Here is a 20835-nt window from a genome sequence, read left to right as displayed (position 1 = left end):
GACGCTTAGGTCTTTTTTTATGGGAAGCGACGATTTATATGTGTTGAAAAAATGATAAAAAAATGGGACAATAAGTCACAAAGGCTTTAAAAAAATGAGTAAGATATGAAGCGAGGAAAAATCATGACACATAATTTTTGGAAGACATTACCAAAACCTTTTTTTATACTAGCACCGATGGAAGATGTTACGGATGTGGTATTTCGTCATGTTGTAGCAAAAGCAGCACAACCCGATGTTTATTTCACGGAATTTACGAATAGTGAGAGTTATTTCCATGCGAAAGGCCGTGAAAGTCTACGCGGTCGTTTGCTTTTCACTGAGGATGAACAGCCAATTGTTGCACATATTTGGGGTGATAACCCTGATTATTTTCGTGATATGAGTTTTGGATTGGCAGAAATGGGATTTCAAGGGATCGACATCAATATGGGCTGTCCTGCACCCAATGTTTTTAAACATGGTCGAGGTTCGGGTTTGATTTTACGACCGGATGTAGCCTCTGAAATTATCCAAGCCGCAAAGGCAGGCGGTCTTCCAGTAAGTGTGAAAACACGATTAGGACATCGCGATGTTCAAGAGTATAAAACATGGATTGCACATGTCTTACGTCAAGATATTGCGAATTTGTCGATTCATCTTCGAACAAAGACGGAAATGAGCAAGGTTGATGCTCACTGGGAGCTGATTCCTGAAATTTTAAAACTACGTGATGCGATTGCTCCGGACACCTTAATTACAATTAATGGTGATATTATGGATTATCAAATGGGTAAAGACCTTGCAGATCAGTACGGTGTCGATGGCGTGATGATTGGACGGGGTATTTTTCATAATCCATTTGCTTTTGAAAAAGAACCACAAGATCATAGTGCGAAAGAACTTCTTGATCTTTTCCGTTATCATCTTGATCAATACGATCTTTATTCAGCACAAGAACCTGGTTTATCAAAACCCTTACACCGCTTCTTTAAGATCTATATTCGAGAATTTAAGGGTGCAAATGATTTAAGAACTGCATTAATGGATACCAAAACGACAGATGAGGCACGTGTAATCTTAGATGCATTTGAAAAAGAACATCGTGAGGTACTGCTTTCAGTTTAAGGTAAAGAGGAGGCATCATGAACACATACCATGTTTTAAAAGATTATTTTGGGTTTGATGCTTTCCGAAGTGGCCAAGAAGCCATTATTGAGGCTATTTTAAGTGGTCAAGATGTATTAGCATTAATGCCTACTGGTGGCGGCAAGTCTTTGTGTTATCAAGTGCCGGCAGTAATGTTGGAAGGAATTACTATTGTTGTATCACCATTAATTTCACTGATGAAAGATCAAGTGAATGCTCTAAATCTGATGGGGATTCCATCTGCCTACATTAACAGTTCTTTAAATGACCATCAAAAACAATTGGTTTATGAACGTGCGTGGGCACATCATTACAAACTCATTTACGTCGCACCGGAACAATTATTAACACAACGATTTCGTGCATTAGCTCAAATGATTACAATTTCTCAAGTTTCGATTGATGAGGCACACTGTGTTTCACAATGGGGCAATGATTTTAGACCGCAATATCTCGACATTCCAAAATTTATCGAAATGATCCATCCACGGCCTGTTGTCACGGCTTTTACCGCAACTGCAACCGAACGCGTACGCGAAGAAATTAAGATTAACCTCAAACTCTCAAAACCCCTTGAAACCATTCAGTCTTTTGATCGCCCAAATTTATTCTTTCAAACACGAGAATTAAGCGATGCGGATAAAAAGAAGTTTATTCTCGATATATGTAAAAAAACCACGGATTCTGGGATTGTTTACTGTCAAACGCGCAATGAAGTTGAAACTGTTACGCAACTTTTAAGAAGTCATGATATTTCGGCACTCGGATATCATGGAGGGATGGACAGTGCAATCCGTATTCAAAACCAAGATGCGTTTATTCAAGAAAATATTCAAGTGATGGTCGCAACTAATGCTTTTGGTATGGGTATTGATAAGTCTAATGTTCGTTTTGTGATTCATCATAATATGCCGAAAGAATTGGAAGGCTATTACCAGGAAGCCGGCCGTGCAGGACGAGATGGGCAACCTGCCACATGTATTTTGCTTTATAATGGTAAAGATATTCGTACAAATCAATTTTTTATCGAACAACTCGATGAAAGTCACGAAGATCTCGAATATCTTACAGTAATCAAAAAACGTGCCAATGAACGCTTGTCACAAATGGTCGACTACAGTAAAACAACCCAATGTCTTCGTTATAAACTCATGACCTATTTTGATGAACCAGCACCCATGGAATGTAACCAATGCTTTAACTGCTTAAACCATTATAAGCAAGTTGATGTGACCATTGAGGCGCAGAAAATTATGTCGTGTATTCTACGGATGGATGAACGTTATGGCTCAAGCTTAGTCATTGATGTCTTAAGAGGATCAAAAATAAAACGGATCATGGATTTAGAATTGGACAAACTCAGCACTTATGGAATTATGCGGGCGCATTCAAAAGCACAGCTTGAAATGATCATTCAAGGATTAATTGATGTCGGTTATGTCCAACGACTTACGGATCAATATAACATCCTAAAAATTACGGCCAAAGGAAAGTTGTTTTTAATGGAACGAAACGTCTTAAGCATTCGTCTACCGAAAGATAATCAACACATTGAGGCGCGGTCAACAATTCATGAAGTGGATACCGAATTGCTTCAAGCACTTAAATCAATTCGTAAAAAATTGGCAGATCAACGCGGCGTACCACCGTTTGTTATTTTTTCAGATGTTTCGTTAATTGATATGTGCAGTTTAATGCCGCGAAATCCAGAACAATTTCTATCTGTAAAAGGTGTTGGGAAGAAAAAATTGGAACTTTATGGAACGCAATTCTTAGAATGCATTCATGAATATATTTAAAACTCGTCGTCTTACGATGAGTTTTTTTTATATCCTCTGCAAATCTAAAGTTAACGATTTAACGATAAAAGTTGTACATTAAACGAATTAATTCACAAACGACGTCGGTTCAAAGCAAAGAAAAACGGGGAAATATAACCGCAGAATCGAAAAAGTAATCGTTTGATTAACTAAAGAGTGGCTTTTTGGTCCTTTTGTTTAAAAATGACGAAATTTGATTAGAATATATAAAATTAAGAATGTGTAGAGAGCCGATTGACAGTCATTTTACTGCATGATAATATCACTTTACACTAGTTGTTAGTTGATTCACAACTTAGAAGGGGAAATTATGGAGAAAATGAATTCCAAAGATTTTATGAATAAGATTTTACAAGGAGCAGCGATGGGGATCGTTGTTGGATTGATTCCAAATGCAATTTTTGGAGAAATCTTTAAGGCTCTCGGAAGCCACTTTGCAGTATTTGCAACACTTGCGGGGATTGTATTTGCAATCCAATTTACAGTTCCTGTTTTAGTAGGGATGTTCTCATCTCTTGAATTTAAACTAAATGGTCTACAAATGGCTTCAGTTATTGGAGCTGCCTTTATTGGTAGTGGTGCTGCACGTCTTGTTGAAGGTGCATGGGTATTAAAAGGTACGGGTGATTTAATCAATACGATGATTACAGTTGCAGTTGCAATCATGATCATTCGTTGGTATAACAACCGTATTCCAAATCTTGCAATCGTTATTACACCAATTCTTGGTGGGGTGATTCCTGGATTTATTGGTTTATTAACATTACCTTACGTGGGTAAGATCACAGGTTTATTAGGATCATTAATTGCAAACTTTACAACGTTACAACCACTCTTAATGATGATCTTAATTGCAGTATGTTTCGCGTTAATTATTGTGACACCACTTTCAACAGTTGCAATTGCATATGCAATTTCACTAGCTGGTCTTGGTTCCGGTGCAGCAAACGTAGGAATCGCAGCAACAGTATTTACACTTGCTTATGGTTCATCAAAAGTAAATAACAAAGGGACAACATTTGCACTCTTCTTTGCAGGTCCAAAGATGCTTATGCCTAACTATTTAAAAAATCCGATTATGTCTTTACCAATTGCTATTAATGCGGCAGTAACCGGTGTTGTTGCTTATATTTTCCAAATTCAAGGTACAACAGCATCCGCTGGCTTTGGTATTACAGGACTTGCGGGTCCAATTAATGCTTATAGCTTTATGACAGCAACACCTGTTGTACGTATTGTTATCTTACTTGTGCAATATCTTGTTGTTCCATTAGGGATTGCTATGGTTACCCATACGATCTTTACAAAAATGGATCTTTACAAAAATGAAATCTTTACATTTAATTCAAGCAAATAGTTAAGAGAAGGAGTAAACATAATGTATAAATTTATCGTCTTTAATGTTCGTGAAGAAGAACGCGAACTCACACTTGATTGGGCTAAACGTAACAACGTTGAAGTAACCATGGCAGAAGGTCAATTATCAATGGATAACATCCATATGGTTGAAGGGTTTGATGGTCTCTCAACAAGCCAAAATACTGCATTAGAGCCAGAAATGTATTCAATTCTTAAAGGATACGGAATTAAACAAATTGCACAACGTAGTGCAGGTTTTGATTACTATGATCTTGATTTAGCGACAGAGAATGGCTTAATCATTACAAACGTTCCGAGTTATTCACCAGAGTCCATTGCGGAATTTAGTGTGACTTCAGCATTAAGCTTAATTCGTAAACTTCGCGTGATTGAGGAAAAAACACGTCAACACGATTTCCGTTGGCAACCACAAATCCGTGCTGGTCTTCTAAAAGAAATGACGGTAGGGGTTGTTGGTACAGGTCATATTGGCCGTAAATCAGCAGAATTATTCAGCGCTTTTGGTGCACGTGTTGTTGCTTTTGATGTATATCAAAATGATGAAGCAAAACAATTTGTTACTTATGTTGATTCAGTAGAAGAACTTGTTTCAATGTCAGATGTTGTGAGCCTTCATGTTCCTGCAACAAAAGACAACCATCATCAATTTAATGCGGAAATGTTCCGTAAATTTAAACCAAATGCATACTTCATTAATGCTGCTCGCGGATCAGTTGTAGATACCAAAGCACTTATTGAAGCGCTTGACCAAGGACACCTTGCAGGTGCTGCATTGGACACTTACGAAAATGAAAGTCCATTTATTCCGAAAGATTTCTCAAATCAAACAATCGAAGATGAACTATTCTTAGAAGTCTTGAATCACGAAAAAATCTTATTCACACCACATATTGCTCACTATACAGATGTTTCTGTGCGTAATATTATGGAATTTGCTTTAACATCTGTGCTTGAAATTCTCGAAACAGGCACAACTGCAAACCGTGTTAACTAAAAATTTTATCTATTATCACTTAGATAAACAAATAAACACCTGAATCTTAGGTGTTTTTTTTGTTTGTTAGAGATCAATATACATCTAAATCCTAAAGATATCATGAATATATACGAATTTTTCACTTTTTGGTCTAAAATCTTAGGGTATAATAAAAATGAATTGAATCTTCGGTCATAAGACACACGAATTGCACACGGATTTCATAGTGTTTTTTAAGTGTTTATAATGTATACATTTGAGTTCTTTCTTCATATAATGGACTTAAATAGCGATTTGAATAGAAGGAGGTAATGATGAGAGATTATATGAGTGATGTCATTGGTATGATTGATTTAAATCAGAATCTTCCCTTAAATCAGATCATTTATGAAGGATTGCGATCTGCAATCATTCATGGAGTGATTCCAATGGGGGAACGGATTAATGAGAAGCATTACGCACAAGCGTTGAATGTAAGTCGTACACCAATTCGGGAAGCGCTGCACCGCATTCAAAATGAAGAAATTGTTCAATATGTGCCAAATTACGGTATTGTGGTTACAACCTTTACCCATGAGGATGTTTACGAGATTTACCAGATACGTACTGCTTTAGATATCTTAGCAACCACAAATGCGATGCGTCTTATGACACCAGAACGTGAAGCGGTTATGGAAGCATTGCTGACTGAAACAGAAGCTGCACAAGCGGTTGGTGACGTGGAAAAGGTTATTGAGATGTCGAAAGAGTTTAACACGATGATTTACCGATTTGCGGAAATGCCTCGATTGGAGACGATTCAAAATCGTCTTCGAGATTATATCATTCGTTTCCGAGATATTTCATTAAAAGCAGATAGTCGCCGTGCTAAAGCGCTGCATGAGCACCGCCTTATTTTTAGATGTTTAAAAAACAATGATGTTGAACAAGTTCAAATGGTGATTACGGAACATCTCTTAGAATCTCGAGATTTTATTCTCTTAGAAATGGACCGTCAATTACAATATGAAAAAAAATAAAATTGTCTTACTTGCGTTAAAGTCATTAATTTTAGAAGTCAGTTTGTATCCGAAACCAGGGTTGGTGGATCCTCTAGATTCAGGATCACATGACGATATGGATTATAATATGTTTATAGAGAGTTGTTTTGCACTCGTTCCTGGCTTTGAAGCGTATTTTGATGCAGGATTGCAGCATCAAGGTTCGCTTCCAGAACTGTTCAATGTGATTCGAAAGGTTGGTATTGAAAATGAGAGAGCAATGTTTGATGCAACCTCAAATGTCAATACGCACAAAGGCGCTAATTTTCTCTATGGCGTGGTCATTGCTGCCATTGCTTATCTCAAAACACCTGATTTAAAGACACTTCGTGAAGGAATTCAAGCCATGACGGCAGGTCTTGTGGAAGCTGAATTATCCTCGCTTACATCATTTAGGACGCATGGAGAACGGATGTTTCGAGATTATGGCTTTACCGGCATTCGTGGTGAGGTAGAGATGGGCATTCCGCATGTGTTTGAAGTTGCACTACCAATTTTAGATTCTGAAGATGATCAAGGGGTTGCTCGAAAGAAAGCCCTCCTGGCCTTAATGCGATCCAATAATGATACGAATATGGTAAAGCGTGGGGGGATTGAAGGGTTGGAGTACGGTAAATTCTTGGCACATTGCGATTATATCGATTTAGATGCGCACCTAATACAGATGAATCATGCATTTATCGAACGGAATTTAAGCCCTGGTGGAACGGCTGATTTGCTTGCACTAAGTATTTTTATTCAAATGTATCGAGACCAAAGATTAAAGGATGCTGATTAGGCATCCTTTTTGTTTTTTATGTGTTCAGGCATACGGGATGTAATGAATACACTGAGTGTCATGGATAAAACATCGGTAGGAACAAACATTAAACAATATGAAATAAATAATTTTGATATGGGTAATGTAATACCGTGATACGTTTTAAGATTAAAATAAAGAATTGGAAGAGCCAAAGTATAAAGAATGATTTCTCCAGATACGAAGGCGATAAAACGACGATTCTTAGGCAATTTATGGTAGAGGGTGTTAATCACATAGACCATTGGAATAAATCCTAGAATAAATCCAAATGTTGGTGACATCACGATATTTGGGCCAGACATTCCCCCTGCAAATACGGGTAATCCAATGAGCCCCATCATAATATAAATTAAAACCGCCATGACGGCTTGTTTACGTGTTAATAACAAGGCGCTTAGGCAAATCGCAAGGACTTGCAATGTAAAGGGTACATATGGAATTGGAACTTTAATCATCGATCCAATGATAATAAATACAGAAAATAGGGATGAGAGTGCAAGATCTTTAACGTTCATAATATGTTTCTCCTTGAATACTTACTTCTCCTGAGTTTAAGGTGCGGATATTTTGGGATTCGTCACAAACAATAAGTTGTCCTTTTTCATCAATATCCTTGACCCAAAAACGCTCAGAGAGGTCTTGATTGATATAAATATAATGATTGATGATAAAACATGATGCACGATAGTCGTCGATGATGGTTTGACGATTTTGAGGGAAATCAGCGTAGAGGCTAAAAAAACAGTCCGTGATGGTTGCAATGAGTTTATTGCGATCAATGTCTGTGTTGACGTATTGATCGAGTGATGTATAAATCTCATTAAGGTCCGCAGGAAGGTTTGGGTCATGGAATACATTTAGGCCAATGCCAAGAATTAAATAACGGTATTGATTGCTTTCGAGGATGATTTCACCCTCGGTGAGTATTCCTGCAAGTTTTTTTCCATGCACGTAGATATCGTTAAGCCATTTAATATCAACGTGAAGATGGTAAAGCGTACTTAATGCTTCTTTAACCGCAAGTGCTGCAATTATCGTGATTAGTTGAGTATCTTCAAGGGTCAATGTCGGTACAAAAGCCAGACTCATGTAGATACCGTTTTTGGATGGAGAATAAAAAGAGCGTCCCCGACGTCCCCGTCCTTCGCTTTGATGGTCGGTTGCGATTAGAAACGGTTCTTTAAAACCTTCGGGAATCATTTCTTTTGCAAGTGCGTTTGTGGAAGGGGTACTGTCGTAACAGTGAATGTCTCTAATAAAACTGTGATTTAAATGTGTACGGATTGCAGCGCTGGATAAATTGTTGGCATTATGAACATATTGATACCCTTTATTACGAACTGAATGAATGGTATAGCCTTTTTTTCGTAACTTATCTACTTCTTTCCATACGTTAGCACGCGTCATATGCAGCATGTCACCAATCTGTTCACCGCTTATAAATGAATGTTGGTTTTCAATGAGTAAATCAAGGACTGTTTTGGTTTTCATAGAATCCTCCTTTGCGATTGAAGATTAACATAAAAACACCCTATTGTAAACTTTAAAAGACCAAGAGTTTACAATAGGGTGTTTTTTCAGTGTTTATTGGTTCTTCATTGCATGTTTAATGCGCAAGTTTATCGTTTCGACTACCGTTTCTAACGTATGTTTGCGACTGCGACTGCAAGCATGCGCGTCATCATCGCAAATAAGACATTTTCGCGGTTGAAGTCCAAGATCTTTACGACTTTTACCATCAACATCAAGATCAAAAAGACGACCAAGAGGATGTGTATCCTCAATCATAACCATGCTTTTCTTGACTGAATCGGGTCCAAGATGACTCATATAATACGCTTCAGGTCCGGTATGATTATTAAGTTGGCACTCATAACACGTTGCAATCTGGTCGAGTTCAATGAGACCTTGTCTGAATGCCCATTGGTAATCGGGCGTTGATTTTATGGGACCAGGAATATTGAGTTTAAAACTAATTATGGTTTGATTTGGGAATTGTTGTTTCAACGCTTGGATGGTTTGAGCGCGTTTTTCGCGCGCTGTCAGCATTGCTTCTAACGAAACCTCATTCATTCACAGCGCTCCTTTTAAGGAGGCGATTACCTGTTTTCCTTCGTCGCTTTCAAAGAAGGCGTAAGTTGTTTTAGGTACAAATTTTTGAACCGCTTCAAGGTTTCCTTCTGCAAGCAGTGATCGTACTTTGGTTGCGGAAATAATACTCTCATCATTTCCGATGCGATCGATGATCTCTAAATCAAGTTTTCCCTTAAACTCTGCTTGCAACGCTTCATTATAGAGGTTTGTGGCATTTGAGAAGGGCTCGGAGCCAACATAGCGCTTCGTAATGTTTAGGGCTGGAGCAATGTGATGGGCAAATACACGTGCATCAAGGCGTGCTTGCACAAAGGTTACATCATCATCTTCTTTCAAGAAATAAGAGGGGAAGGTTGCACTGGAAACCATATAATTCTCAGTAGGCAGCACTTTTACATTATCAAGGTGAGATGTTCCTTGACGTACAAGTTCAATGCGTTGGGCTGCTTTAAAAGCACTCATTTCTTCACTTAAAACAAATACATAAACAAAGGAACTTTCTGAAGCAGCTTTTTCTACGAGAAATTGATGGCCCAGAGTGAATGGGTTTGCATTCATCACGATCGCAGCCGTGTTGGGTTTGTTTTGGTTTATTGATTCAAGATTTTTAATAAAAGCATCAAATCCGGTGATGGCTTTTTCCATAAAAACTAAGGTATGATCTACCGATTCAATTTCATGGAATCCCAAATACTCAAACCCTTTCTTACACCCAGGTTTTGTGTAAACATAATGTTTAAAATAACCTTCCTGAACATTTTGGTTCATGACATGAGAAATAATTTCATTAAACAAGGAACCCCCTTGATGGGTGGCGTCAACAGCAACACATTTAATGACATTTTGATAACGTGATGCGGTCGCAATCAATTCATCCGCATCATTATAATATCCGTATGTCTCTTCTAATGTAGACTCTTCTCGGATGCCCTCTTGCATTAAAAGGTTTAACCATTCTTCCTTTACCCGTGGATTGGATTTAATATAGAGTTTTTTTATCATAATAATCTCCTTTTCTTCACAATTCAATAATAGCATACCAAAGAATTGTTTCATAAGTGTTTTTTGAATGTTCTTTAAGGACCTGAACCCTTGATGTAAGCGTTTGCCATATGGTATTAATTAAGTACAGGAACCTATGTTACAAGTGTGATGTTTGTGATATAGGAGGAAGGAGAAGAGATGGAAATAAAACACAGCGCAATAGCTGGTACATTGGAATCAAGTGATGTACAAGTTATGGTGGAACCTTCTACAGATGGAGTCTCTGTAGAATTAAACAGTAGTGTCATTAAACAATATGGCGCTCAGATTCTTGAAACGGTTCATGAAGTCTTAGACACATTGGAAGTCAAGGATGCGAAAATTGTCGTTCAAGATCAAGGTGCTTTAGATTGTACAATCAAAGCACGCGTACAAACTGCTGTTCTTCGTGCAAGCGATACAGTAGAGAACCTACCTTGGGGGTCTAAATTATGAAAAATAGAATTAGACGTACGATGATGTTCTTAAATGCACAACGTGCTTCACTTGTGAAGGATGTTTATGTTTACAAGCCAGATTGTGTCATTTTAGACTTAGAAGATGCGGTATCGGAAAGTGAAAAAGATTCAGCACGTGTTCAACTCTACCATACATTAAAATCAGTAGATTATCATGGTGTGGAACGTTGGGTTCGTATTAATCCTGCAACAACGCCGTATTATCATGAAGATATTCGTGCAGCAATTGCTGGAGGATGTGAAGGGATTCGTTTACCGATGACCGAAACGAAAGAAGAAATCTATGATGTGGAACGCTTAATGGCGGAAGCAGAAAAAGAATTTGGTCGTGAAGTGGGATCAACAATGTTAATGGCAGCCATTGAATCACCACTTGGAGTGATCAACGCTTATGAAATTTGTACAGCGAGCCCACGTATGATGGGGGTTGCATTAAGTGCTGGAGACTTTACCCGTACAATGCGCGCTACACGTACAAAAACTGGGGAAGAACTTTTCATGGCTCGATCAATGCTTGTGATTGCGGCACGTGCAGCGGGAATCATGGCATTTGACACGGTTCATACAGATTTAAGTGATTTTGAGAGTCTTGAGAAAGAAACACGATTGGTTAAAGACATGGGATTTGATGGGAAGTCAATTATCTCACCAAGACAAATTGCAACAATCCATAAAGTCTTTACACCAACACAAAAAGAAATTGAACATGCTCTACATATTGTAGAAGGTGTTAAGGAAAGTGCTGCCAAAGGTATTGGAGTTCTTATTGTTGATGGACAAATGGTTGACGTTGCCCATGTTGAAGGGGCGAAACGTACCCTTGAACTCGCACAAGCAGCAGGCGTATATAAGGGGGATTTAATATGAAAAACAAAGTAAATCGTATAATTCCTGATGAATTTCTAGTAGATGGTGTTGAAGCCTTCCAAGGTCAATATTATCGTGATAATTATGAGTATACAAAAGCTGCACCAACCATTAAAGCTCAAGTAAACCCACATGATTCAAAAGTTTTAGCTTCCATTCGTGAAGCCATTGAAAAAGTAGGGCTTAAAGATGGTATGTGCATTTCATTCCATCACCACTTTAGAAATGGTGATTACATTGCGGCAATGGTCTTTGAAGTAATTAAAGATATGGGAATTAAGGATCTCTATCTTTGCGCTTCTTCTTTAGGGAAAGCACATGCTTCAATTGTTCCATTAATTGAAGATGGTACGATTACAACCATTTCATCTTCAGGTGTTCGTGATGAAATTGGGGATGCAATTTCTGCCGGAAAACTTAAAAATCCAGCATTAATTCGTTCACATGGTGGTCGCGTTCGCGCTATTGAAACCGGACAAGTTAAAATTGATGTTGCCTTTATTGGGGCACCAACAAGTGATGTATACGGAAACGCTTCGGGTAAAGGTGGAAAAGCAGATTGTGGTGTTCTTAGCTACTCTGATGTGGATGCACGTTATGCTGATAAAGTTGTCGTGATTACAGATACGCTTGTACCTTACCCAAATAATCCATATTCAATTAAAGGAATTGATGTAGATTATGTTGTTGAGGTTGATAAAGTTGGAGACTCATCAAAAATTGCAGGAAATGCAATTCGTATGACACAAGATCCACGTGAATTAATGATTGCAGAATATGCAACCAAATGTGTTGTAAACACGCCATGGTTTAAAGACGGCTTCTCCTTCCAAACTGGAGCTGGTGGTGCAAGTTTAGCGGTAACACAATTCTTAAAACAACCGATGCAAGAACAAGATATTAAAATGAGTTTTGCTTTAGGTGGTATCGTTAAACCAATGGTTGATATGCTTAAAGAAGGTTATATTCATGCAATTGCAGATACACAAGATTTTGATATCGCAAGTGTTGAATCAGTGCATGAAACACCAAATCATTTTGAAATTTCAACTTCAGAATATGCAAACCCTTTAAATAAAGGTGCATATGTTAATAAATTAGATTATGTAATTCTAGGAGCACTTGAAATTGACGTTGATTTCAATGTTAACGTTGTTGTTGGTTCCGATGGAACCATTCAAGGAGCACCAGGTGGCCATGTTGATACATCAGCAGGTGCGAAGTGCTGTATTATTGTTTCACCATTAGTTCGTGGTCGTTTGGCGACTGTACGTACATCTGTAACATCCGTAACAACACCAGGAGAAAGTGTTGATATTCTTGTTACCGATTATGGGGTTGCGGTTAATCCAGCAAGACCTGATATTCTTGAAGCACTAAAGAAAACAGATTTACCATTAGTTACAATTGAAGCGTTGCGTGATATGGCTTACGACATTGTAGGGGAACCTGCAGACATTGAGTTTGAGGATAAAGTCGTAGCATTAGTAGAATATCGCGATGGAACACTTATTGACGTGATTCGTCAAGTAAAAAACATCTAGGGGGACATTATGTCAGAGAAAAAACAACTTAAGTTTTACGGGATTCAATGGCCAATTATGCTAGCAATCCTTGCAATCGGTGCACTTGGAATTTTTACAGAAACCTTCGGAACCGATATGCCAGCAACACTATTAGTTATGTTTACAATCGGTATTCCACTTTATGAAATTGGAAAACGTATCCCAATTTGGAATAAATATGTTGGGGGAGGAATTGTTCTTGCGTTCTTGGGAACATCCGCAATGGTATACTTCAACATTCTTCCAGAAGTATATGTCGAATCAATTGGAAACTTTACAGAAAAAGTAAACTTCTTAAACTTATTTATTATTGTATTAATTACTGGTAGTGTTTTATCACTTGATCGTAAAGTTTTACTTAAGAGTTTTGTAGGGTACATTCCTGCAATCCTTGGAGGTCTGTTAGGCGCATTCTTACTTGCAGCTGTTGTGGGACTTCTATTTGGTAAAGCACCACAAGATATTATCTTAAACTACGTTCTACCTGTAATGGGTGGTGGTAATGGTGGTGGAGCAGTTCCACTATCACAAATGTATGCGGATGTTACGGGTCTTCCAAGTGAAAACTACTACCAATTCGCAATCATTATTCTTACAGTCGCAAATATCTTTGCAATCATGATGGCATCATTACTTGACCGTCTTGGTGAATTACGTCCTAATTTAACCGGAAACAAGAATACAATCTTACGTAATGAATCTGAAGAACTTGTTAAAGAAGATGAAAAATATGATCCAACACTTCAAGATGTTGCTGCTGGGCTTGTATTAGGTCTTGCTTGCTTTGGTTTTGGATTCTTAATGAGTAAACTAATCTTACCAAGTATCTTTGGGGTTAAGATTCATAACCTTGCTTACATGATTATCTTTGTGGTTATCTTAGCTGCAACAGGTGTTGTTCCTCAAAATATTCGTGAAGGTGCAAAACGTCTTCAATCATTCTTCTCAAAATACCTTGTATTAATTATCATGGTTGGAGTTGGTGTTGATTTAGACCTTGGAGAACTTGCAGCTGCATTATCATTCAGTAATGTCATTCTTGCTCTTGCAATTGTTGTAGGTGCAACACTTGGTTCCGCAATCGTTGGTTGGTTTGTAGGATTCTACCCAATTGATGCAGCGATTACAGCTGGTTTATGTATGGCAAACCGTGGAGGTTCTGGTGACCTTGCTGTTCTTGGAGCTGGAGACCGTATGGGTCTTATGGCTTACGCACAATTATCCTCCCGTCTGGGTGGGGCGATCGTGCTCATCATTGGATCCATATTATTCTCAATCTTTATGTAATGAATGATGGAAAGAGAGAGGCTATAAAGTCTCTCTTTCATTCCGTAATGCAATAGTTCAGAAAGGAGATCTATGCAAACAATTAAAATTAATGATGTAACGGTACGTGATGGAAATCAATCGTTACTTGCAACCCGTATGGAACATGAAGACATCCTTAAAATTTTAGCCGAGATGGACAAAGTTGGTTTGAATGCACTTGAAGTTTGGGGTGGGGCCACATTTGATGGTGCGCTTCGTTTCTTTAAACGCAGTCCATGGCAAAATTTAAGAGATATGAAACGTGTTGCACCCAATACACCGTTTTCAATGTTGTTACGAGGTCAAAACATTGTAGGATATCACCATTATGATAACGATACTTTAGAACGCTTTATTCGTTTAAGTCTTGAAAATGGTATTGATATCATTCGTGTATTTGATGCTTTGAATGATATCGAAAATGTTAAGAATGCAATTTACTTTATTAAAAAACATGGTGGGCACTGTCAAGGTGCAATTTCTTATACGGTAAGTCCCGTTCATAATATTGATTATTATGTTACATATGCAAAACAATTGGTAGATGCTGGAGCTGATTCTATTTGTATCAAAGATATGGCAGGGATTTTATTACCGGACGTTACCTTTGAACTTGTAAAACGTTTAAAAGATGAACTTAATGTTCCAATTAACCTTCATTCACATGCAACCACCGGTCTATCAAGTCTTGTTTTTGAACAAGCGATGAAGGCAGGCGTCGATATTGTGGATGGTTGTATCTCACCGTTTTCAAATGGGACATCCCATATCGCATTGGAAACATTGCTTGAAACAGCACATGTTACAAATCGTGAAACAACAATTACACACACAGCCTTACAAGGCGCATACGAAGAAGCAAATGAACTTGCAACTAAATACATTGCAAGTGGTCAATATCCTGCGAAAGCATTAATGATTAATCCCAATATTTTAACCTATCAAGTACCGGGCGGAATGCTCAGTAATTTGATGAGTCAGTTAAAAGATCAAGGAGCATCCGATCGTTACGAAGAGGTTCTTAAAGAAATTCCAAAGGTTCGTGAAGATTTGGGCTACCCACCGTTAGTAACACCACTTTCACAAATGGTAGGGACACAAGCGGTATTAAATGTATTAACAGGAACACGTTATAAAATGGTACCTAAGGAGATTAAAGACTATGCAATGGGACTTTATGGCACATTCCCAGGACCAGTTAATGAAGATGTAATCAATCTTATTTTGAAGGATGAAAAACGTGTTGAAAAGCAACCTGTGGAATCCATGCCAAGTGTCTTTGAAGCAAATAAAGTCGAACTTGAAGCGAAATTAGGACGGGAAGCATTGGAAGAGGAAGTATTATCCTATATTCTTTTCCCGCAAAATGCTATTTTAGAAGGTGAAGAACCGATAGCACGTCCTGATGTTATCGAGTTTAAGATGTTTGATGGAGGGGAAACAATATGATTCCAACCTTTACATTTTTAGATGGATTAACCGTGAGTTTATTTTCGATGCTTGTCGTATTTGTAATTCTTTTACTCTTAGCGCTTGTACTTCAAGGCTTTACGGCAGTTTTATCAAAATTTGATAAACCGGAAGCGCCAATACAACATGGCGTCGACGAGAACGATGAAGAACACCGTCTGGTTGCGAAACTGGTCGTAAGTTGTTTAGCTCAAAGAAATGAAGCTCAAAATATTCGTATTAAATCAATTAAGAGAGTTAAGTAGAAGGGAGATATGAATGGAAAAATATAAAGTATCTGTAGATGGAAAAGTTTATGAGGTTGAAATTGAAAAAGTTGGAGATTTTGAGCCAACAGCCTCAACACCCATCGCATCAAGCGGTTCTGGTTCTGCATTGAAAGCACCCATTCAAGGTTCAGTCCTGAGTGTTCTTGTGAAACCGGGACAATCCGTTTCAAAAGGACAACCTGTTATGGTTATTGAAGCTATGAAACTTGAAAATGAAATTGTAGCCGATCAGGATGGTGTGATTGATCAAGTGCTTGTTTCTGAGAAACAAGTCGTCGATAATGGTCAAGACTTGTTGACCTACCGAGGTTAAGATATGTTAAACATACTATTTGATTTTCTTAATCAAACGGGTTTTGCGGCCATGACTTTGGGACAATTTATTATGATTCTAATCGCGTGCACACTGTTATTTCTTGCGATTAAAAAAGGCTATGAGCCTTATTTATTGATTCCTATTGCATTTGGTATGTTGCTTGCAAACTTACCGTTATCAGGGGTTATGGAAGAAGGGGGTGTCTTAAACCTTCTTTATCAAGGGGTTCACCTTGGTCTATTTCCACCACTGATTTTTATGGGGGTTGGAGCGGCTACTGATTTTGGTCCACTCCTATCAAACCCTAAAAGTTTAATCCTGGGTGCTGCGGCACAGTTTGGTATTTTCTTTGCGTTTTTAGGTGCGATTGCACTTGGATTTAATGTGATGGAAGCATCCAGTATTGGAATTATTGGGGGCGCTGATGGACCTACAGCGCTCTACTTAACAAGCCAATTGGCACCGCATCTATTAGGTCCAATTGCTGTTGCTGCTTACTCCTATATGGCGCTTGTACCCGTCATACAACCGCCTATTATTCGTGCGCTAACATCAAAAGAAGAGCGCGAAATTAAAATGGTTCAACTTCGTGAAGTGTCTAAAAAAGAAAAAATTCTCTTCCCGATTGTTGTAACGATCTTAGTGTCTTTAATTGTTCCAAGTGCAGCACCTCTTGTAGGGATGTTGATGTTTGGAAACTTAATAAAAGAAGTCGGTGTTGTTCCAAACCTTGTTGAAACGGCTAAGAATCCATTGATGTATACCATCACAATTTTCTTAGGAATGACAGTTGGTGCGACAGCGAATGCTGAAACCTTCCTTAATACACAAACTTTAGGGATCATTGCTTTAGGACTTGTAGCCTTTGCGGTAGGAACCGCTTCAGGGGTTATTGTTGCTAAAATAATGAATCTCTTTATAAAAGATAAGATTAACCCAATGATTGGGGCTGCAGGGGTTTCTGCGGTTCCAATGGCAGCACGTGTTGTTCAAGTTGAAGGGCAAAAAGCAGATCCTTCAAACTTCTTACTCATGCATGCAATGGGTCCGAATGTTGCAGGTGTAATTGGTTCTGCAGTTGCTGCAGGATTACTCCTCACATTCTTTGGATAATGTTTTAAAAAGACACTCGGTATTTGAATACCGGGTGTCTTTTTTATTTGAAAAATACTTTTTGAGGAATGATGTATTCACTAAAGTTCCAGGTATTACCGTTATCATTACTGATAAAGATTGCATCGGCATTCTGACGGTAGTCTCCGTTATTTTGGGTGATGCGGACTTTGAGGTGATGATCCACGCGTTGTGGTGCTGTTGCTTGAATAAAGATATCATTCCAGCGAATTGATGTATCGTTGAGCGTTTGAGCGGGTAAGGCAACCTCAGTAAATGTTTCACCATAATCAAGACTTCGATAAAGGTGTGGTGAATTGGGTTGGGTTACCCATAGTGTTTTAGAGTCACTTAGGGATGCATCCGTAATCTTATGGGTATAGTTTGGTATGGGTTGTGAAGTCCATGTTTGTCCATTGTCCAAGGTATAATGATAACTTACAATTTCTGCGTTTAATGCAACATGACTGGATAATGCGAGTATCCCGGTCTCGCCCACAAAATCAAGATAGCCTGCCGTAATGATGGATAAAGGCGGCTCATCAAAGATTGTTGTTGAGGACCACGTTGTTCCACCATCCACCGTTCCACCCACAATAACATTCCCGTCTTTTTGATATAAAACTTCATGATGGTTTTTAAAACTGAATATTCGTTTGTCATTTTTGAAATGACCTTGAGAGGATGTTGTGAAGTCTGCAGACGCGATGGGTGTTTCGATCCAAGGCTTGTTTTCGTTTTCACGGATACGGAGAAACATATTTTGATCATCATAAAACGATGCTTGCGTATCGGATTCATAACTGGGTGTCGTAGGGAAGTGTTGTTCCCGATACGTTTTTTCTGTCATATCATTTTGGTATTTAAGTACATTGTTTTCAACATTCATATATAGAATTAGGTTGTATGTGTAGTGGTTATTATTTTGAAGGGGTAGTGTTTGAAAGAGTTTGTCCGGACGTCTTCCTGCTTCAACGGTAAACGTTACGTCAAAAATCAACCAACCTTCTTCTTCGCCGATGGGTTCAACAGGTTCCAACGATTCAATCGTAAAATCAATCAACGGATCGTTTTGATTCCATCGTGACTGATGCGCTTGTAGATAGCCTGTGAGCCATGCATTCATGGTTTCATGGGGTGTCATCCCTGGTTGATGTTTCACTGTATAGTTAGTAAGGGAAGGTGCTTGTGCATGAACGTAAAGGTAACCCAAGCATACACAAAGGATACCAACTAGAATGTGTTTCATATTTTTTGACATAAAAACTCCTTTTTTAATAAGCATACGTCTTTGTAAAGATAAATCAAGTGAAAGGTGTGATGGTCGTTTGACGCGTCAAATGTTGAATACATCGTTATAATGAGAAGAGAGGTGATGGCATGAAATCATGGACATATGAATCGGTGGTATTGGATTTGGAGCGTTTTCAAAATGAGAGTCGTCGTAAAACTTTAATCAAACAAGGCGCTGATGATAATACGGTGGGAATTCCTTTAGGCGTTATCCGTAAACTGGCAAAAGAAATCGGGCTTGAACACGAGTTGGCACGATGCCTATGGAAGTCAGGGATTATTGATTATCAATTGCTTGCTGTGCTTCTTTTTGATCCCAACAAACTGGATGAACCGACGGTGTTTCAATTCTTAAATGAGGTGCGCGTCATGACGCTTCAAGAAGATTTAATTTTTCGCTGTCTTGTTTTTTCAAAGGATAAAGATGGATGGATTGAACGCTTAAGGAGTGAGTCGGAAGATCGATTTGGTCGGGCGTATTGGACCTTTGTCGTGGATGCCATTAAACGTAAGCAAAAATCCAAGGATGAGCTCATACATGTTCTTGATGAAATTGAAATGCAATTAGAGCAGTCACAACCTTTAACGCAATGGATGATGAATCGTGCGTTGTGTGAAATCGGCTTTGGCTATCCTGAATTTGTGGATCGCGCGTATGCGATTGGTGAAGCATGTGGTGTCTATAAAGAGATGAAAGTTTCTAAGGGGTGTACGTCAGCGTATGCACCCCTTTGGATGGATGCAATCTTGAAGCGGAATGTGTAATGTTATGTGATTTGACAGACGTCTTTGGAAGTCATGGTAAAATAAGCATGTAAAAGGATGGGACTATGACAACATTAAATAATATTAATTCAAAACATTTAAATGAAGCACCTTATACGAGTATTGCATTTTTATTAAAACCCAAAGGGTTGATTGGCTATATTACCAATACCGCTAGTGTGCGGCAAGCATTGGAAAAGATGAAATTTCATGGTTATACCGCAATGCCAGTCATTACAGAAGATGGTCAATTTTACGGAACCATTAATGAAGGGGATTTTCTTTGGTATTTAATTCATGAAAAAATTACCGATATGAAAGATGTTGAAGAAGTGTATTTAAAAGATATTATGCGTCATTCTTGGAATCCACCCGTGACCATTGATGTCGATCTGAGTTATGTTTTAGATCGGATCTTAGATCAAAACTTTGTTCCTGTTGTGGATGACCGTAATAAGTTTATGGGAATTATTACGCGTAAATCGGTTTTAATGTATTATCAAGATATGAAACAAGGATAGAGGGAGTATGGCATGAACCAACAAGAATTGTTTGTAACGTTACAAGAACGTTTTGAAATGAATGAACACCGTCATCCAACAATTGTTTGGGATGATGTTTTGGATGTGATCTCATCCAATTCGCAATTTGTGGATTCATTAATGTGGATGGAAGAAACGAAGGGAGAACCAGATTTATTCGTTGTAGAAGAGCATTCATGGCTCTATATGGATAGTGCCCCAGAGAGTCCTTCTGGGCGTCGTAGCTTGTGTTATGATGCTTTAGCATTAGAACAACGTAAAAAGAACAAACCAAGCGGTAGTGCAGTTCAAATTGCGCATGAAGCAGGGGTTGCATTGTTGGATGAGAACTTGTACCAATTTCTACAAACCTATGATGTGGTCGATAAGAAAACATCATCATGGCTTAAGACCCCAAAAAACATTCGTGATCGTGGAGGCGCAATATTTGGAGATTATCGTTATGGGACAGTCTTCATTTATCATAATGGTGCAGATTCCTATTATGCAGCACGTGGATTTCGAACATACCTAAAAATAAAATAAACGAACAGATTCGATAAGAATCTGTTTTTTAATGATTAATGTTAAAAGTAATTGACAACC

The 20835-nt window shown here is 38.3% G+C and carries 22 protein-coding genes; 17 read left to right on the top strand and 5 right to left on the bottom strand.

Annotated features, from left to right (window positions below):
* Nucleotides 1–105: 105 nt before the first annotated feature.
* From EPJ89_RS00195 to EPJ89_RS00170, 6 genes are all read left to right on the top strand, one after another.
* Nucleotides 106–1107: a tRNA dihydrouridine synthase gene (locus tag EPJ89_RS00195; protein WP_237558259.1), complete on the top strand. Its 1002-nt coding sequence runs from the start codon at nucleotides 106–108 to the stop codon at nucleotides 1105–1107.
* A gap of 17 nt (nucleotides 1108–1124) precedes the next feature.
* Nucleotides 1125–2927: a DNA helicase RecQ gene (recQ, locus tag EPJ89_RS00190; protein ID WP_200548689.1), complete on the top strand. Its 1803-nt coding sequence runs from the start codon at nucleotides 1125–1127 to the stop codon at nucleotides 2925–2927.
* A gap of 331 nt (nucleotides 2928–3258) precedes the next feature.
* Nucleotides 3259–4305 (top strand): PTS transporter subunit IIC, encoded by a 1047-nt coding sequence (locus tag EPJ89_RS00185; protein ID WP_161636540.1) that lies wholly within the window; start codon nucleotides 3259–3261, stop codon nucleotides 4303–4305.
* A gap of 21 nt (nucleotides 4306–4326) precedes the next feature.
* Complete coding sequence (locus tag EPJ89_RS00180; RefSeq protein WP_161636539.1) at nucleotides 4327–5322, top strand: D-2-hydroxyacid dehydrogenase; 996 nt, start codon at nucleotides 4327–4329, stop codon at nucleotides 5320–5322.
* A gap of 296 nt (nucleotides 5323–5618) precedes the next feature.
* Nucleotides 5619–6323 carry a GntR family transcriptional regulator gene (locus EPJ89_RS00175; RefSeq protein WP_161636538.1) on the top strand — a complete coding sequence of 235 codons (705 nt, stop codon included), beginning with the start codon at nucleotides 5619–5621 and terminating at the stop codon, nucleotides 6321–6323.
* The gene (locus EPJ89_RS00170) at nucleotides 6310–7122 is read left to right on the top strand and encodes a triphosphoribosyl-dephospho-CoA synthase (RefSeq protein WP_161636537.1); all 813 of its coding nucleotides are present in this window, start codon (nucleotides 6310–6312) and stop codon (nucleotides 7120–7122) included. The genes EPJ89_RS00175 and EPJ89_RS00170 overlap by 14 nt, the downstream gene beginning before the upstream one ends.
* On the opposite strand, the gene EPJ89_RS00165 is transcribed toward EPJ89_RS00170, so the two are convergent.
* From EPJ89_RS00165 to citC, 4 genes are all read right to left on the bottom strand, one after another.
* Nucleotides 7119–7661, bottom strand: a complete 543-nt coding sequence (locus EPJ89_RS00165; protein WP_161636536.1) for a biotin transporter BioY — start codon at nucleotides 7659–7661, stop codon at nucleotides 7119–7121. The two genes, EPJ89_RS00170 and EPJ89_RS00165, sit on opposite strands and share 4 nt — an antisense overlap.
* Nucleotides 7651–8637: a biotin--[acetyl-CoA-carboxylase] ligase gene (locus EPJ89_RS00160; RefSeq protein ID WP_161636535.1), complete on the bottom strand. Its 987-nt coding sequence runs from the start codon at nucleotides 8635–8637 to the stop codon at nucleotides 7651–7653. The genes EPJ89_RS00165 and EPJ89_RS00160 overlap by 11 nt, the downstream gene beginning before the upstream one ends.
* Nucleotides 8638–8730: 93 nt before the next feature.
* Nucleotides 8731–9219 carry a citrate lyase holo-[acyl-carrier protein] synthase gene (gene citX / locus EPJ89_RS00155; RefSeq protein ID WP_161636534.1) on the bottom strand — a complete coding sequence of 163 codons (489 nt, stop codon included), beginning with the start codon at nucleotides 9217–9219 and terminating at the stop codon, nucleotides 8731–8733.
* Nucleotides 9220–10242, bottom strand: a complete 1023-nt coding sequence (gene citC / locus EPJ89_RS00150) for a [citrate (pro-3S)-lyase] ligase (protein ID WP_161636533.1) — start codon at nucleotides 10240–10242, stop codon at nucleotides 9220–9222. It lies immediately after the preceding gene.
* A gap of 180 nt (nucleotides 10243–10422) precedes the next feature.
* Here citC and citD point away from each other — a divergent pair, with 180 nt between their 5' ends.
* From citD to EPJ89_RS00110, 8 genes are all read left to right on the top strand, one after another.
* Nucleotides 10423–10719, top strand: coding sequence for a citrate lyase acyl carrier protein (gene citD / locus EPJ89_RS00145; RefSeq protein WP_125164586.1), 297 nt, complete (start codon nucleotides 10423–10425; stop codon nucleotides 10717–10719).
* On the top strand, nucleotides 10716–11609 hold the full coding sequence (locus tag EPJ89_RS00140) for an aldolase/citrate lyase family protein (protein ID WP_161636532.1): 894 nt from the start codon (nucleotides 10716–10718) through the stop codon (nucleotides 11607–11609). Before citD ends, EPJ89_RS00140 begins: the two co-directional genes overlap by 4 nt.
* Nucleotides 11606–13153 carry a citrate lyase subunit alpha gene (gene citF, locus EPJ89_RS00135; protein WP_161636531.1) on the top strand — a complete coding sequence of 516 codons (1548 nt, stop codon included), beginning with the start codon at nucleotides 11606–11608 and terminating at the stop codon, nucleotides 13151–13153. The genes EPJ89_RS00140 and citF overlap by 4 nt, the downstream gene beginning before the upstream one ends.
* Nucleotides 13154–13162: 9 nt before the next feature.
* The gene (locus EPJ89_RS00130; protein ID WP_161636530.1) at nucleotides 13163–14461 is read left to right on the top strand and encodes a 2-hydroxycarboxylate transporter family protein; all 1299 of its coding nucleotides are present in this window, start codon (nucleotides 13163–13165) and stop codon (nucleotides 14459–14461) included.
* Nucleotides 14462–14533: 72 nt separating this feature from the next.
* Nucleotides 14534–15931, top strand: coding sequence for a pyruvate carboxylase subunit B (locus EPJ89_RS00125; RefSeq protein ID WP_200542383.1), 1398 nt, complete (start codon nucleotides 14534–14536; stop codon nucleotides 15929–15931).
* Entirely contained in the window at nucleotides 15928–16197 is a 270-nt protein-coding gene (locus EPJ89_RS00120) for an OadG family transporter subunit (RefSeq protein WP_200548687.1), read from the top strand. The genes EPJ89_RS00125 and EPJ89_RS00120 overlap by 4 nt, the downstream gene beginning before the upstream one ends.
* A gap of 13 nt (nucleotides 16198–16210) precedes the next feature.
* Nucleotides 16211–16534 carry a biotin/lipoyl-containing protein gene (locus EPJ89_RS00115; RefSeq protein ID WP_125164580.1) on the top strand — a complete coding sequence of 108 codons (324 nt, stop codon included), beginning with the start codon at nucleotides 16211–16213 and terminating at the stop codon, nucleotides 16532–16534.
* A 3-nt stretch (nucleotides 16535–16537) separates the two neighbouring features.
* On the top strand, nucleotides 16538–17650 hold the full coding sequence (locus EPJ89_RS00110; protein WP_161636529.1) for a sodium ion-translocating decarboxylase subunit beta: 1113 nt from the start codon (nucleotides 16538–16540) through the stop codon (nucleotides 17648–17650).
* 43 nt (nucleotides 17651–17693) lie between these two features.
* Here the strand turns inward: EPJ89_RS00110 and EPJ89_RS00105 are convergent, their stop codons facing one another.
* Complete coding sequence (locus EPJ89_RS00105) at nucleotides 17694–18911, bottom strand: WD40/YVTN/BNR-like repeat-containing protein (protein ID WP_200548685.1); 1218 nt, start codon at nucleotides 18909–18911, stop codon at nucleotides 17694–17696.
* Between the two features lie 119 nt (nucleotides 18912–19030).
* Between EPJ89_RS00105 and EPJ89_RS00100 the strand changes: the two genes are divergently transcribed.
* The 3 genes from EPJ89_RS00100 to EPJ89_RS00090 all read left to right on the top strand — a co-directional run bounded on the left by EPJ89_RS00100 (nucleotide 19031) and on the right by EPJ89_RS00090 (nucleotide 20775).
* On the top strand, nucleotides 19031–19708 hold the full coding sequence (locus EPJ89_RS00100; RefSeq protein WP_200548682.1) for a DNA alkylation repair protein: 678 nt from the start codon (nucleotides 19031–19033) through the stop codon (nucleotides 19706–19708).
* A 65-nt stretch (nucleotides 19709–19773) separates the two neighbouring features.
* A complete protein-coding gene (locus EPJ89_RS00095; RefSeq protein ID WP_161636526.1) occupies nucleotides 19774–20229 on the top strand; it encodes a CBS domain-containing protein in 456 nt (151 codons plus the stop codon).
* Nucleotides 20230–20241: 12 nt separating this feature from the next.
* The gene (locus EPJ89_RS00090; protein ID WP_161636525.1) at nucleotides 20242–20775 is read left to right on the top strand and encodes a DUF4256 domain-containing protein; all 534 of its coding nucleotides are present in this window, start codon (nucleotides 20242–20244) and stop codon (nucleotides 20773–20775) included.
* Nucleotides 20776–20835 lie beyond the last annotated feature (60 nt).

Origin of the sequence: Erysipelothrix sp. strain 2 (EsS2-6-Brazil), from assembly GCF_016617625.1 — a bacterium.
In the GTDB taxonomy this organism is placed as follows: Bacteria; Bacillota_I; Bacilli_A; order Erysipelotrichales; family Erysipelotrichaceae; genus Erysipelothrix; species Erysipelothrix piscisicarius.
The sequence above is the reverse complement of the archived record's forward strand: the minus strand, read 5'-3'. Positions and strand labels throughout refer to the sequence as shown.

Excerpts from the sequence above, each read along its gene's own strand:
- EPJ89_RS00195 (WP_237558259.1), top strand. The coding sequence starts at position 106 with ATGAAGCGAGGAAAAATCATGACACATAATTTTTGGAAGACATTACCA.
- recQ (WP_200548689.1), top strand. The coding sequence starts at position 1,125 with ATGAACACATACCATGTTTTAAAAGATTATTTTGGGTTTGATGCTTTC.
- EPJ89_RS00185 (WP_161636540.1), top strand. The coding sequence starts at position 3,259 with ATGGAGAAAATGAATTCCAAAGATTTTATGAATAAGATTTTACAAGGA.
- EPJ89_RS00180 (WP_161636539.1), top strand. The coding sequence starts at position 4,327 with ATGTATAAATTTATCGTCTTTAATGTTCGTGAAGAAGAACGCGAACTC.
- EPJ89_RS00175 (WP_161636538.1), top strand. The coding sequence starts at position 5,619 with ATGAGAGATTATATGAGTGATGTCATTGGTATGATTGATTTAAATCAG.
- EPJ89_RS00170 (WP_161636537.1), top strand. The coding sequence starts at position 6,310 with ATGAAAAAAAATAAAATTGTCTTACTTGCGTTAAAGTCATTAATTTTA.
- EPJ89_RS00165 (WP_161636536.1), bottom strand. The coding sequence starts at position 7,661 with ATGAACGTTAAAGATCTTGCACTCTCATCCCTATTTTCTGTATTTATT.
- EPJ89_RS00160 (WP_161636535.1), bottom strand. The coding sequence starts at position 8,637 with ATGAAAACCAAAACAGTCCTTGATTTACTCATTGAAAACCAACATTCA.
- citX (WP_161636534.1), bottom strand. The coding sequence starts at position 9,219 with ATGAATGAGGTTTCGTTAGAAGCAATGCTGACAGCGCGCGAAAAACGC.
- citC (WP_161636533.1), bottom strand. The coding sequence starts at position 10,242 with ATGATAAAAAAACTCTATATTAAATCCAATCCACGGGTAAAGGAAGAA.
- citD (WP_125164586.1), top strand. The coding sequence starts at position 10,423 with ATGGAAATAAAACACAGCGCAATAGCTGGTACATTGGAATCAAGTGAT.
- EPJ89_RS00140 (WP_161636532.1), top strand. The coding sequence starts at position 10,716 with ATGAAAAATAGAATTAGACGTACGATGATGTTCTTAAATGCACAACGT.
- citF (WP_161636531.1), top strand. The coding sequence starts at position 11,606 with ATGAAAAACAAAGTAAATCGTATAATTCCTGATGAATTTCTAGTAGAT.
- EPJ89_RS00130 (WP_161636530.1), top strand. The coding sequence starts at position 13,163 with ATGTCAGAGAAAAAACAACTTAAGTTTTACGGGATTCAATGGCCAATT.
- EPJ89_RS00125 (WP_200542383.1), top strand. The coding sequence starts at position 14,534 with ATGCAAACAATTAAAATTAATGATGTAACGGTACGTGATGGAAATCAA.
- EPJ89_RS00120 (WP_200548687.1), top strand. The coding sequence starts at position 15,928 with ATGATTCCAACCTTTACATTTTTAGATGGATTAACCGTGAGTTTATTT.
- EPJ89_RS00115 (WP_125164580.1), top strand. The coding sequence starts at position 16,211 with ATGGAAAAATATAAAGTATCTGTAGATGGAAAAGTTTATGAGGTTGAA.
- EPJ89_RS00110 (WP_161636529.1), top strand. The coding sequence starts at position 16,538 with ATGTTAAACATACTATTTGATTTTCTTAATCAAACGGGTTTTGCGGCC.
- EPJ89_RS00105 (WP_200548685.1), bottom strand. The coding sequence starts at position 18,911 with ATGTCAAAAAATATGAAACACATTCTAGTTGGTATCCTTTGTGTATGC.
- EPJ89_RS00100 (WP_200548682.1), top strand. The coding sequence starts at position 19,031 with ATGAAATCATGGACATATGAATCGGTGGTATTGGATTTGGAGCGTTTT.
- EPJ89_RS00095 (WP_161636526.1), top strand. The coding sequence starts at position 19,774 with ATGACAACATTAAATAATATTAATTCAAAACATTTAAATGAAGCACCT.
- EPJ89_RS00090 (WP_161636525.1), top strand. The coding sequence starts at position 20,242 with ATGAACCAACAAGAATTGTTTGTAACGTTACAAGAACGTTTTGAAATG.